Consider the following 12,583-nt stretch of genomic DNA (forward strand, 5'->3'; position numbering starts at 1 on the left):
AAGTACACAACATCACATCATTATTGCTGAATTCAAGGAGCTAAGATGAAAGCAGGAAACATTATGGCCGTCGCCATGCTAGCAGGAGCAGCACTTCTTTCTTCTACCAGTATCATGGCTAAAACAGCCAAGGTTGCGGTATCACAAATTGTCGAACATCCAGCGCTCGATGCAACACGTCAGGGATTGATTGATGGTCTTAAAGCCAAAGGCTATCAGCAAGGCGAAAACCTCGAATTTGATTACAAAACCGCGCAGGGAAATCCTGCGATTGCCGTGCAAATTGCTCGTCAATTTGTGGGTGAAAAACCTGATGTTCTTGTTGGCATTGCAACGCCAACGGCACAGGCTTTGGTGTCGGCGACGCGTTCCATTCCGGTTGTTTTTACTGCGGTCACCGATCCTGTAGGGGCAAAGCTCGTTAGCCAAATGGAGCAGCCTGGCAAAAACGTTACAGGTCTGTCTGATCTTTCTCCTGTCGCTCAGCATGTGGAGCTGATTAAAGAACTGCTCCCTGACGTTAAATCCATTGGGGTTGTCTTTAACCCTGGTGAGGCAAATGCGGTGACATTAGTGAAGCTGCTTAAAGAGAGCGCAAAAGCTCATGGTTTGGAAGTTGTCGAAGCGACGGCGCTAAAAAGTGCTGATGTACAGTCAGCCACTCAAGCGATTGCCGAAAAATCGGATGTTATTTATGCGCCGACTGATAACACCGTTGCCAGTGCAATTGAAGGTATGATCGTTGCGGCTAACCAAGCGAAAACGCCGGTATTTGGCGGAGCGACATCGTATGTTGAAAAAGGAGCGATTGCGGGCCTAGGCTTCGATTATTACCAAGTCGGTGTTCAAACGGCAGATTATGTTGCCGCTATTTTGGAAGGCTCTGAGCCAGGTGGGCTCGATGTTAAAGTGGCCAAAGGCTCCGATCTTGTTGTCAATCAAGGTGTCGCCAAACAACTTGGCTTAACGGTACCTGCCTCAGTATTAGATCGCGCGACAAGCGTTAAGTAACCCTCCAAAGTGAAGAGAGCGTTTGCGCGCTCTCTTGTTATTGAGCAGAAAAGGGAGTTGTTATGTCTGCTTTTGCGTTTTTTGGGGCGTTAGAAATAGGGCTGCTATACGGATTGGTGGCTCTTGGTGTTTATCTAACCTTCCGAGTTCTTGATTTTCCTGACTTAAGTGTTGATGGCAGTTTCCCGATGGGTGCCGCAGTTGCCGCTACGGCGATTGTTTCAGGCATTAATCCTTGGGTTGCAACTGGCATGGCGATACTGGCTGGTGCTGCAACCGGTTGGGTTACCGCATTTCTCGCCGTCCGGTGTGGAATCCTTCATCTTCTTGCTTCTATTTTGACCATGATTGCGGCGTTTTCAATCAACATCCGCATCATGGGCCGACCAAACATCGCTCTTCTAGGAGAAGAGACCATTTTGACGCCATTTGAAACATTAGGGGATTCAATGTTGATTCGGCCTTTAGTGGTTGGCGTGTTGGTGTTGATATCGGCATGGTTTGTGGTGCGATTGCTCAACAGTGATTTTGGTTTGGGGTTAAGAGCGACCGGAGTTAACGCGCGTATGGTTTCCGCTCAAGGAGCCAGCACCGCTTTCTACACTTATTTTTGCCTTGCCTTGTCTAACGGTTTCGTCGGCTTTGCTGGTGCTCTGTTTGCTCAAACCAACAGCTTTGCCGATGTGACTTCTGGGGTTGGTACGATTGTGGTCGGCTTAGCGGCGGTCATACTCGGTCAAACTCTGATTCCAGGTAAAAAGATTTGGGTTGCCGTGGTGGCGGTTATTGTGGGCTCGGTTCTTTACAGACTGGCCGTTGCATTTGCATTGAGCTCGGGAATGTTTGGTCTCCAAGCATCGGATTTGAACTTAGTGACAGCACTGCTGGTGGCGATTGCTCTGATTGCGCCGAAGCTAAAAGGGAATCTAAAAGCAAAAAAGGCTAACTCGCCTGCGACTAAAACGCAGGCGGTTAAGCGCGGCGATAATTCAGGAGGCGTGGCATGATTCAGTTGGAAGATATTCAAGTCACCTTTAATCCCGGGACGATTCTGGAAAATAAAGCGCTTCGAGGTGTTTCACTCGAAGTGCCTGAGCATCAATTTCTTACGGTAATCGGCTCGAATGGTGCGGGAAAATCGACCTTGTTGGGGGCGGTAACTGGCGAAACGCCGATGATTGGTGGCCGAGTGATCATCGATGGACTCGATGTGACAAAGCAAAGTGTGGATCAGCGAGCTGAGCAGTGCGCGCGTGTTTTCCAAGATCCTTTGGCAGGCACTTGTGGTGACCTCACCATTGAAGAGAATATGGCGCTGGCTTATATGCGCGGTAAAAAGCGCGGTTGGAACTTGTCACTGTCAGCCAAACGAAGAGCGCTATTTCAGGAACGCATTAGCATCCTTGGATTAGGCTTGGAGGACAGACTTGGAGACAGCATAGGGCTACTTTCTGGCGGACAACGTCAAGCGGTCAGTCTGGTAATGGCGACGCTGTCTGACAGTAAGTTGCTGCTATTAGACGAACATACCGCAGCGCTCGATCCTAGAATGGCGGCCTTCATCATCGACTTAACCAAGAAAATCGTCAGTGAGTTTAACTTAACCGTGATGATGGTGACGCACTCGATGAAAGATGCGCTCGCCTGTGGAGATCGGACTGTGATGCTGCATCAAGGGGAGATCGTGCTTGATGTGGCAGGTGAGCAGAGGCAAAACATGCAAGTGCCCGATTTGCTCGAGATGTTCTCTAAAGTTCGCGGAGAAGAGCTCGCAGATGATAGTTTGTTGTTAAATTAGGATTAAATTGACAATCAATTAGCAAGTTACGATAAAAATCTGTGACACAATCCACGTTAAAACATCAGCTAAGCCTATCTACCGTATTAGAGTATTGATAGGCTTTTTCATTTCTATTTATCAGAGGCGGTTAATGCAGTTGAAGCGGCATTTTAGTTTGAAGTTTGTTTTTCTCATGCCCTTGGTTCTATCTGCTATCGTACTGGCATTAACCATCAAAAACTACGTCGATCTGGTAAACCGAGAAATTAGTGATGAGTACGGTCGTATTCAAAATGATTTGTCTCGCGCCGCCAAGCTTGTTACGGCTATCGATTACAGTTTTACCAACTACTCCAAATCGCAATATATCTTTCTGCTAGAACACAACCGGCAGATAAAAAACAGTGTGTGTCAGATGTGGCCCATTGATGCCTTGTTGCTAACCGACGGTCGCAACCACGATATGCCCGCAGTAGACATTAACTATATGCTGGTGGGCACAACTGAACTGTGTGATTCAGACAGTGACGTCTATCAGCGTGTTGCAAGTCAGGTCTCGTTGGCGCCCGTACTGTCGTTCGTGCACGATATTGATGAAACGATCCTTGGCGTTCAATACATTGACCGCGAGGGCTATCTGATGTCCTCTCCGGACACTTACGCAAAACAGGCAACAGCCGAACTGCTGGATACGATCAAAGCGCGACCTTTTTGGCAATCGACGGCGCAAAACCCAGACGTTATTTCAATCTCAGGGCCAGCGCCGATCGCCGCAACCAGCGACTTAGTCATGAGTTTAACCATGCCCGTTTACTCCTTAGGTGAGCACCAAGGCATGCTGTCATTGGACATTGCTTATGATGAACTGATGGACACGAGAGGCAAGTTGTCGGGAAAACTGGAAATTATAAATGCAACCACGGCTTCCTTTCCCGACAATGCAACACGTGTGGATCAGTTCAATCTTGAGGGAGTTCGTGGTGATCATCATCTAATTTATCGCCTGGATCCCATCAAAGAGATTGGCTATTTTGTCTCTTCTCATCGATACAGTTTGCTCGTGATAGGCTTTATCTACGTGTTCTCAGTTATCGTGTTGTTTTTGATTAATACTCGAGTTGAGCACGGATACTTGAAAGATCTTGCTGCCAAAGATGCGATGACAGGACTGCTGAACCGAAGAGGGCTACAAGACTTCTTGGTTAATGCGCAGCATGGAGAGTATGTTGCCATCGCAGTTTTCGATATTGATAATTTCAAATCGATCAACGACACCTATGGTCATGATGTTGGAGACAACGTTATTTGCTACATGGCAGACCAGATCACCTACAGTGTTCGCGCGAGTGATGCGGTGGCTCGTTTCGGTGGTGAAGAATTTGTGGTTTACATGAGTGGTAGCAACCGAGATGCGCTGAAGAAGTCATTACTGCGAGTCCAACAATCGATCCGCGCTCGATCCCAAGAAGTTGTTGCGCCAGGCTTTACGGTTTCAGGTGGTGTTGAAATCGTTGATGAAGCGCAAGCCAGCAACTTTGAGGCGTTGTTCAAAGCTGCTGACGAAAAGCTCTATCAAGCCAAAACATCAGGCAAGGATAAGCTAGTATTCTAAGCTGCGTTAAGTGTGTCTCGGTAGCGAGTGATATGCTCAACGATTGGCGCCGCTTTATTAAAGGTACGAATTTCTCTGAACAACTCTGCAGCTTGAGGATACTGCTGGCGTAAGTAGGAGAACCACTGTTTCACACGGTTAGGGTAGTAAAGCCCCTTATCACCTTTCATTTCATACTGTGAGTAAATCAAAAGTAGCTCTACGACTTCTGACCAAGGCATTACCGCGTGGTTGTGTTTTACCACATTCCCAAGGTTTGGAACATTGAACGCGCCGCGGCATACCATCAGCGAATCCACACCCGTTGTTTCGATACAGGCTTGACCATCTTCGTAATTCCAAATTTCACCATTGGCAATCAGTGGAATCGTAAAACGTTCACGAAGTTGGCCGATGTACTCCCACTTAATCTCGCTTGCTTTGTAGCCGCCTGCTTTGGTGCGTGCATGAACGGTCAACTCATTAGCGCCCGCTTTTTCTATTGCGTCTACAATCTCGAAGCAGTCGTCTGGATTCTCCCAACCTAGGCGTATTTTCGCCGTCACTGGGATCTCGCTTGGTACCGCTTCACGGCAGGCTTTAACGACCTGGTGAATAAGCTCTGGGTGTTGAAGAAGCGCGGCGCCACCTTTGCTTTTGTTTACAAGCTTGGCTGGGCAGCCAAAGTTAAGATCGACGCCTCTTGCGCCCAATTCGGCTGCTTTGATGGCATTTTCCGCCATCCAAACCGGATCTTGGCCAAGCAGTTGAACATGAACAGGCACACCCGATTTGGTTTGAGACCCTTGCAGTAGCTCTGGGCAAAGACGATGGAAGACATGATCGGGCAGCAGCTGATCGACGACTCGAACAAACTCAGTTACGCACAAATCATAATCATTGATGTCGGTTAAGATCTCGCGCATCAAATGATCTAACACGCCCTCCATTGGGCCAAGAACTAATCGCATAAAAAACGCCTCTATTTAAGGAGGCGTGATTTTAGTGGCAAGTGATGCAAAAGTCACTGCTTTGATAGGTTTGCAGGGCTTGGAAAAGAGAAGGCTAGTTATTAAATCCTTATAACTAGCCGAGACTACATGTGTCTAATCATCACAAGAAGCAGGTGCTCGAGCCAGGGAGGAAGTCTCGAAGTGACCTAAAGCCTTGCATAGGGTTATAATGCGTGCCTTATCAGTTAAACACTAGAAGTGAATCATGAAGTATCAATTACTGACACTGCCAGACTCATTAACTAACGAATCTCCCTATTTCGTCGAGGGTTTAACCCTTGCTGCCAACTTGGCAACCAAACCTCTTGCCCCTGAAGTTTGGTTAGAGAGCGTATTTTCTGAAAGCGCAAGTCAAGTGAAAGCGCCGATTGAAGCGCATATTACCCAGCAGTACACGTATTTAAAGGCGAATGAGTACTCTTTGCTCGGGTTGCTTGATGAAGCCTCCAAGCAGGATCAGCTAGCCGACATCGCTGAAGGCTTTATGACGCTTTGGCCGACGGTAGAAGAGCAGTGGCAAGAAGTACACGTTGGCGATGGCACACTTCGCATGTTGCAAGCTCTATTGACGTCATTCATGCTGGCGATTGATGAAGTGCAAACTCAAGCTCAAATGCGAGAAGCGGGCATTGAAACCCCGCCGTCATTGACCGATTTTATCGACCAACTCGACCTGATGATCATCGAAGTTGCTCACGCCGCCGATGAGGCGATGGTTGGCGCTAAGTCGCAAAGCGTTAATCCGTACAAACAAGTAGGGCGTAACGATCCATGCTTGTGCGGGAGCGGTAAGAAGTTCAAGCAGTGTTGTGGAAAATAGAACAAAGTTAACTTTTTTCGGTCAAACCAAGTTCGAAACACGATTATAAAGAGAGTCATGGCGACTCAATAGGAACAAGATTAATGAAAAAACTGGCCGCATTACTGTTTATGAGCTTCTCTGTGTTGGCAGCGCCAAAAGACGAGCTTAATCAGCGTTTACAGCAAACGGAAGGTTTTAGTGCTGACTTTACTCAGCAGGTGACAAGTCCTGATGGTGATTTGGTGATGGAAGGTGAGGGATCGGTAGAAATTTCTCGTCCAAGTCTTTTCCGTTGGACAACCACAATGCCAGATGAAAACGTGTTGGTCTCAGATGGCAAAAGTCTTTGGTATTACAGCCCATTCATCGAACAAGTGAGTATTTACTGGCAAGAGCAAGCAACAGAGCAAACCCCGTTCGTATTGTTGACTCGTAACCGCCAAAGTGACTGGGAAAACTACAATGTCTCGCAACAGGGCGATGTGTTCACACTTGTCCCAACTACTGTGGATTCAAACCAAGGTCAATTTAAATTAGAGATCGATGCCAAAGGCGCGGTGAAAGGATTTAGTGTGATTGAACAAGACGGTCAGCAGAGTGCGTTCAAGTTCGCTAACATTGATTTAACTAAACCTAAAGCTGAGCGCTTTACCTTTACCATTCCACAAGGTGTCGAGGTTGATGACCAAAGGAATTAAAAGTGAGTAATTTCTCATTTGATTTTTCAGGGGACGAAGATTTTCGTCCCCTCGCTGCTAGAATGCGCCCAGAAACGCTTGACCAGTATATTGGTCAACAACATATTCTCGGCGCAGGTAAACCGTTGCGACGAGCGTTGGAAGCGGGTCACATCCACTCCATGATTTTGTGGGGGCCTCCCGGCACAGGGAAAACAACGCTCGCCGAAGTGGCGGCAAACTACGCCAACGCAGAAGTTGAGCGAGTCTCTGCCGTGACCTCCGGTGTGAAAGAAATCCGCGCAGCAATTGAAAGAGCGCGCGAAAATAAGTTGGCCGGCCGACGCACGATCTTGTTTGTTGACGAGGTGCATCGCTTCAATAAATCGCAGCAAGATGCCTTTCTTCCGCATATCGAAGATGGCACGGTGACCTTCATTGGTGCCACTACGGAAAACCCGTCTTTTGAGCTGAACAACGCATTGCTATCACGTGCCCGAGTTTACAAATTAACCTCTCTTTCTCAGCAAGATATTGGTTTGGCATTGCAGCAAGCAATCAACGATGAGCAACGTGGCTTAGGTAAGGTTGAAGCGGCTTTTGATGAAGGGGTCCTAGATAGACTTTCTGAGCTAGTAAACGGTGACGCGCGGATGTCGCTAAATTACCTTGAGCTTCTCTACGATATGGCAGAAGAAGACGCCCAAGGTGTTAAGGTGATTACCTTGCCATTGCTGGCCGAGGTCGCTGGCGAAAAAGTTTCGCGCTTTGATAACAAAGGCGATATTTGGTACGACTTAATCTCTGCGGTTCATAAGTCGATTCGTGGCTCCAATCCTGATGCTGCGCTGTATTGGTCGGCGCGAATGATTGCGGCGGGCTGTGATCCTCTGTATATCGCAAGACGCCTACTCGCGATTGCCTCTGAAGATGTCGGCAACGCGGATCCACGCGCCATGCAAGTTGCCTTGTCCGCATGGGATTGCTTTACCCGAGTTGGACCTGCAGAGGGTGAAAGGGCCATTGCTCAAGCCATCGTTTACCTCGCTTGTGCGCCAAAGAGCAACGCTGTTTATACTGCTTGGAAGCAAGCTCTGCGTGATGCTCATAACCTTCCAGAGTATGAAGTGCCTCCCCATTTACGCAATGCTCCCACCTCGTTGATGAAAGATCTCGGCTATGGCGCTGAGTATCGCTATGCTCACGATGAGCCCGGCGCGTACGCTGCTGGTGAAAGATATCTTCCTCCAGAAATGGCAGAGACTCGCTACTACCAACCGACCAACCGAGGGTTAGAAACTAAAATTGGCGAAAAGTTAGATTACTTGGCTAGTTTAGACGCAAAAAGCCCACAAAAGCGCTATGAATAAGCGCCCATTTTAGATACATTTATTCGGTTAATATTTTTAGCGCTTGAGCACGATGCTTAAGCGCCATTTCACAACTAAAAAAGCATAGGATTAACAATGCTGGATTCTAAATTACTTCGTACAGAGCTGGATGAAACAGCTGCAAAACTAGCGCGTCGTGGCTTTAAGCTAGACGTAGAGACAATCCGTACACTTGAAGAGCAACGCAAGTCGATTCAAGTTGAAGTTGAAAATTTACAATCCACGCGTAACTCCATCTCTAAGCAGATCGGCCAAAAAATGGCGGCTGGCGATAAAGAAGGTGCTGAAGAGATCAAGAAACAAATCGGTACGCTAGGTAGCGATCTTGATGCTAAAAAAGTTGAACTTGATGCAGTAATGGCGCAACTTGAAGAGATCACGCTATCTGTGCCAAACCTGCCAGCTGATGATGTGCCAGATGGTAAAGACGAAGATGACAACGTAGAGATTTCTCGTTGGGGTGAGCCAAAAACTTACGACTTCGAACTAAAAGATCACGTTGATCTTGGTGAAATGGGTGGCGGTCTTGATTTCGCGAGCGCGACTAAAATCACTGGTGCACGTTTCATCGTGATGAAAGGTCAATTTGCTCGCCTACACCGTGCAATTGCCCAGTTCATGCTTGATCTACACACTGAAGAACACGGTTACTCTGAAATGTACGTACCGTACCTAGTGAACTCTGACAGCCTGTTCGGTACTGGTCAGCTACCCAAATTTGGTAAAGACCTGTTCCACACTGAGCCACTAGAAGAGAAAGTTAACGACGAAGAGCCGCGTAAACTGTCTTTGATTCCAACGGCAGAAGTACCAGTAACGAACCTTGTTCGCGATACGATTTCTGATGAAGCGGACCTACCACTTAAGATGACCGCTCACACACCATGTTTCCGTTCTGAAGCGGGCTCTTACGGTCGTGATACTCGTGGTTTGATTCGTATGCACCAGTTCGACAAAGTTGAGCTAGTACAAATCACTCGTCCAGAAGATTCAATGGACGCACTAGAAGAGCTAACTGGCCACGCTGAGAAAGTTCTACAACTTCTAGAACTGCCTTACCGTAAAGTGGTTCTATGTACTGGTGACATGGGCTTCGGTGCACGTAAGACTTACGACCTAGAAGTTTGGGTTCCAGCACAAGAGACTTACCGTGAAATTTCATCTTGTTCAAACATGTGGGATTTCCAAGCTCGTCGTATGCAAGCGCGTTTCCGTCGTAAAGGCGAGAAGAAACCTGAGCTTGTACACACGCTAAACGGTTCTGGTCTAGCAGTTGGTCGTACAATGGTCGCAATTCTAGAGAACAACCAAGAAGCAGATGGTCGCATCGCAGTCCCTACAGTACTTCAGAAGTACATGGGCGGCGCAACGCACATCGGTTAATCTCGGCCGAATACGAAATGATGAAAGGCGACTCAATGAGTCGCCTTTTTTAATCCTGCGGCAAAATTACTCCGCGGCTGTTGGCTGATATAGAGACGCCATTGTGGTTCGAACGACCTCTCGGGCGCTTATCGGGGTGTGCTCTAGATCCGTTAGTGACTCTTGCTGATCAAACACAAATCGGTGCTTAAGTGAACGCGCGACATTGCTGCGAATCAGTTTAGGTCGAGTCTGAGTCTCTAACGCTTCCTTCTCTGCTTGATCAACAAGTGCATAAATTTCTTGTTCAGACAAGATTTTAGGCGCAGTAAGTTGTGGGTTTACCTCTCGAGCAATAGCGATGATCTCCTCGCTAGAAATGGTCGACGTGTTAGCAAGGACATAGCGCTTGCCACGAATGCCATGCGTTGAGGCTTTAATCATCCCTTTGACGACATCGTTAACATCGATTGGGCTGAGGTTCATCTCATACAAGAAAGGCATCTTGCCATTCACGATCGCTGAAAACGCATCGAGAGATTCCGTGTTGGGTTTAAAATCGCCGCCAAGTATGGTGGATGGCAGTATTGTGACCATATCCAGATCTAGCTCTTGCGCCACTTTCCATGCCTCTTGCTCGGCAAGTGTTTTGGCCCGGCAATAGGGATTGATTTGATCCGACACATTGTAGCCTTCTACCTTTATCTCACCTTGTTGATTACGCGCAGTTTGCTCTAATGTCGCTATCGAGCTGACATAGACGACTTTCTTCACTCCAGCTTCGTGGGCGGCTCTCAAGATATTTGTCGTGCCGATAAGGTTTGGCTCGACGATTTCCTTTTCTTCATCTTCTGCCCAGTGCTTAAAAACGGCCGCAACTTGGTAGAGAATATCAACCCCTTCTAAGGCTGTTTGCAAAGAGGTGACGTCGAGTAAATCACAGTACACAATGTCACAATCGACACCCTTCAACGAGTCGGACTTACTGAGATTGCGCACTCCGGCGCGTACCTGATGACCTTGCCGGCTCAATTCTCTAACCAGATTGTTGCCGAGGTGGCCTGTTGCGCCAGTGACTAAACATTTAACCATTACTCTTCTCCTTAACGATATTGTCGATAACGGGTTCAAACTGAGATATCGGCTCGCTGGCAATCGACTCGGTTTTCCACCATTGCTGCTCAAAAGGTGGTGACTCGAGTTCAACAAGCTGACCAAAAGCGGGAGTGATGAGTTGCACACCTCTTTGACTAGAGATGTCAGTGATACGTTCAAGCGGCTCGTACCAAGGGTGCATAGAGAGATCAAACGTACCGTTGTGAATTGGAATCATGTATTTACCACGAAGATCGATATGAGCTTGAACAGACTCGTCGGGCATCATGTGAATGTCTTGCCAAAGTGAGTTATAGGCACCGGATTCAATCAATGTGACATCAAATGGGCCATAGCGTTTGCCTATCGATTCAAAGCCAGAGAAGTAGCCACTGTCACCGCTAAAGAAGACACGATGTTGCTTTCCTAATATTACCCAGCTCGACCAAAGAGTCTGGTTTCTATCCAGTAACCCTCGACCTGAAAAGTGTTGTGATGGGGTAGCGACTAGCTCAATGCCATTCACAGAGGTACTTTGCCACCAATCAAGCTGAACCACTTTTTCTGGGGCGACTCCCCAACTTATCAATAGGTCCCCAACTTTTAGTGGAGTAACAAATGTTCCTACCTTCTTTGCGATGGCTTGGATGGTGTTTTTATCGAGGTGATCATAGTGATCGTGACTGATGATTACGATGTCGATAGGTGGCAAGTCGGACGCGTTAATCGGGCTTGGATGAAAGCGTTTGGGGCCAGCCCATTGAGCGGGAGATGCTCGTTCACTCAAAACTGGGTCAGTTAAAATCCAGTTATCGTCGAGGTTTAGTAGAACGCTAGAGTGACCAATTCGGTAGAGTGAGTCCCGCTTGGTGGAAAAAAGTGCTTGCTCATTCATTGATTGAATAGGGAGTGGCTGGGTCGGTGTCGGATCCAAACGAGGAGTGGTAATAAATGCATGTAAGATGCGCAATGTATCGCCCAACGACGATGAGTACGCGATTTCGCTGTTTTGGAAACGATTTTTGTTCGAACCAAGAGTGATGAACGCGATAGCGACCAACAATCCTAACAGGGCAAACATGGCAAATTTCATGATCAATTACTCCTTATAAGTAAACTACACCGTGTAGTTTACTTTGAAAAATTGAAAAGTAAACCGTGCAGTGTAGAATTGGCTGCATGGTTGTAGAAATGAAACAAAATGATGGAAAAGAAGCAGAGTCGCAGTGATCTAAAACGATCAGCAATTGTCGAAGCAGCGATCGAAGCGTTTCGTGAAGAGGGCGTCAAGGCGACGAGCATGGATAGATTGGCTAAACTGGCCAACGTGTCCAAGCGGACCATTTACAATCACTTTGTGAGCAAAGAGGCGCTCGTACTCCACTTGTTGTCGGAATTATGGCAACGGGCGATGATGGAAAGTGAAGTGAGTTACAACCGTGACCAGCCTTTGGAAACCCAGCTCGCTGCGCTTTTGACCAAAGAGCTTGAGTTTTTGTCTTCTCCACAATATCAAGATCTCGCACGTGTTGCTTTTGATTACTTGTTCAGTAATCCTGATATGCTGCAAGAAGAGCTGAAGAAGTTATCGGAAAAAGAGACGGCGGTTTATCGTTGGATAGTCGCGGCGCAAGATGATGGGAAGTTGATTGAATTGGACGCAGACCTTGCAAAAGAGCAGTTGCATAGCTTAATAAAAGGAAGTGCGCTTTGGCCGCAATTGATGCGTTTACGACAACCGCTGACAGAGGCCGAGAAACAACGTTTAGTCGATGAAACGACGAAACTATTTTTAGCGCGCTACCAACAGCACTCACTAGGTTGAGCAATATTGATCGAGTCATTAAAAAGCCAGCTAATC

The 12,583-nt window shown here is 47.4% G+C and carries 12 protein-coding genes; 9 read left to right on the forward strand and 3 right to left on the reverse strand.

Features of this window, described 5'->3' with window-relative positions; all coding sequences use genetic code 11:
* Positions 1–45: 45 nt before the first annotated feature.
* From RJ47_RS08040 to RJ47_RS08055, 4 genes are all read left to right on the forward strand, one after another.
* On the forward strand, positions 46–1,011 hold the full coding sequence (locus RJ47_RS08040; protein WP_039483028.1) for an ABC transporter substrate-binding protein: 966 nt from the start codon (positions 46–48) through the stop codon (positions 1,009–1,011).
* Between the two features lie 62 nt (positions 1,012–1,073).
* Complete coding sequence (locus tag RJ47_RS08045; RefSeq protein ID WP_005474865.1) at positions 1,074–2,018, forward strand: ABC transporter permease; 945 nt, start codon at positions 1,074–1,076, stop codon at positions 2,016–2,018.
* Positions 2,015–2,809 (forward strand): ABC transporter ATP-binding protein, encoded by a 795-nt coding sequence (locus RJ47_RS08050; RefSeq protein WP_005474849.1) that lies wholly within the window; start codon positions 2,015–2,017, stop codon positions 2,807–2,809. The genes RJ47_RS08045 and RJ47_RS08050 overlap by 4 nt, the downstream gene beginning before the upstream one ends.
* A 133-nt stretch (positions 2,810–2,942) precedes the next feature.
* On the forward strand, positions 2,943–4,403 hold the full coding sequence (locus RJ47_RS08055; protein WP_039483032.1) for a sensor domain-containing diguanylate cyclase: 1,461 nt from the start codon (positions 2,943–2,945) through the stop codon (positions 4,401–4,403).
* Here RJ47_RS08055 and dusC read toward each other — a convergent pair.
* Positions 4,400–5,353 (reverse strand): tRNA dihydrouridine(16) synthase DusC, encoded by a 954-nt coding sequence (dusC, locus tag RJ47_RS08060; RefSeq protein ID WP_039479852.1) that lies wholly within the window; start codon positions 5,351–5,353, stop codon positions 4,400–4,402. The genes RJ47_RS08055 and dusC overlap by 4 nt on opposite strands.
* Positions 5,354–5,600: 247 nt before the next feature.
* Between dusC and RJ47_RS08065 the strand changes: the two genes are divergently transcribed.
* From RJ47_RS08065 to serS, 4 genes are all read left to right on the forward strand, one after another.
* Positions 5,601–6,215: a YecA family protein gene (locus RJ47_RS08065; RefSeq protein ID WP_039483035.1), complete on the forward strand. Its 615-nt coding sequence runs from the start codon at positions 5,601–5,603 to the stop codon at positions 6,213–6,215.
* A gap of 83 nt (positions 6,216–6,298) precedes the next feature.
* Entirely contained in the window at positions 6,299–6,895 is a 597-nt protein-coding gene (lolA, locus tag RJ47_RS08070; protein ID WP_039483038.1) for an outer membrane lipoprotein chaperone LolA, read from the forward strand.
* A 2-nt stretch (positions 6,896–6,897) separates the two neighbouring features.
* Positions 6,898–8,244 carry a replication-associated recombination protein A gene (locus RJ47_RS08075; RefSeq protein WP_038191513.1) on the forward strand — a complete coding sequence of 449 codons (1,347 nt, stop codon included), beginning with the start codon at positions 6,898–6,900 and terminating at the stop codon, positions 8,242–8,244.
* A 96-nt stretch (positions 8,245–8,340) separates the two neighbouring features.
* Entirely contained in the window at positions 8,341–9,648 is a 1,308-nt protein-coding gene (gene serS / locus RJ47_RS08080; RefSeq protein ID WP_039483040.1) for a serine--tRNA ligase, read from the forward strand.
* Positions 9,649–9,714: 66 nt separating this feature from the next.
* Here the strand turns inward: serS and RJ47_RS08085 are convergent, their stop codons facing one another.
* Positions 9,715–10,719 carry an NAD-dependent epimerase/dehydratase family protein gene (locus tag RJ47_RS08085; RefSeq protein WP_039483042.1) on the reverse strand — a complete coding sequence of 335 codons (1,005 nt, stop codon included), beginning with the start codon at positions 10,717–10,719 and terminating at the stop codon, positions 9,715–9,717.
* Positions 10,712–11,815, reverse strand: a complete 1,104-nt coding sequence (locus tag RJ47_RS08090) for an MBL fold metallo-hydrolase (protein ID WP_039483044.1) — start codon at positions 11,813–11,815, stop codon at positions 10,712–10,714. The genes RJ47_RS08085 and RJ47_RS08090 overlap by 8 nt, the downstream gene beginning before the upstream one ends.
* A 108-nt stretch (positions 11,816–11,923) precedes the next feature.
* Here RJ47_RS08090 and RJ47_RS08095 point away from each other — a divergent pair, with 108 nt between their 5' ends.
* Positions 11,924–12,547 (forward strand): TetR/AcrR family transcriptional regulator, encoded by a 624-nt coding sequence (locus RJ47_RS08095; RefSeq protein WP_005474853.1) that lies wholly within the window; start codon positions 11,924–11,926, stop codon positions 12,545–12,547.
* Positions 12,548–12,583: the final 36 nt, after the last annotated feature.

This window comes from Vibrio sinaloensis, from assembly GCF_000808535.1.
In the GTDB taxonomy this organism is placed as follows: domain Bacteria; phylum Pseudomonadota; class Gammaproteobacteria; order Enterobacterales; family Vibrionaceae; genus Vibrio; species Vibrio sinaloensis_D.

Coding starts and splice junctions, on each gene's coding strand:
- RJ47_RS08095 (WP_005474853.1), top strand. CDS start 11,924: ATGATGGAAAAGAAGCAGAGTCGCAGTGATCTAAAACGATCAGCAATT.
- serS (WP_039483040.1), top strand. CDS start 8,341: ATGCTGGATTCTAAATTACTTCGTACAGAGCTGGATGAAACAGCTGCA.
- RJ47_RS08050 (WP_005474849.1), top strand. CDS start 2,015: ATGATTCAGTTGGAAGATATTCAAGTCACCTTTAATCCCGGGACGATT.
- RJ47_RS08045 (WP_005474865.1), top strand. CDS start 1,074: ATGTCTGCTTTTGCGTTTTTTGGGGCGTTAGAAATAGGGCTGCTATAC.
- RJ47_RS08090 (WP_039483044.1), bottom strand. CDS start 11,815: ATGAAATTTGCCATGTTTGCCCTGTTAGGATTGTTGGTCGCTATCGCG.
- RJ47_RS08065 (WP_039483035.1), top strand. CDS start 5,601: ATGAAGTATCAATTACTGACACTGCCAGACTCATTAACTAACGAATCT.
- RJ47_RS08085 (WP_039483042.1), bottom strand. CDS start 10,719: ATGGTTAAATGTTTAGTCACTGGCGCAACAGGCCACCTCGGCAACAAT.
- dusC (WP_039479852.1), bottom strand. CDS start 5,353: ATGCGATTAGTTCTTGGCCCAATGGAGGGCGTGTTAGATCATTTGATG.
- RJ47_RS08055 (WP_039483032.1), top strand. CDS start 2,943: ATGCAGTTGAAGCGGCATTTTAGTTTGAAGTTTGTTTTTCTCATGCCC.
- RJ47_RS08040 (WP_039483028.1), top strand. CDS start 46: ATGAAAGCAGGAAACATTATGGCCGTCGCCATGCTAGCAGGAGCAGCA.
- lolA (WP_039483038.1), top strand. CDS start 6,299: ATGAAAAAACTGGCCGCATTACTGTTTATGAGCTTCTCTGTGTTGGCA.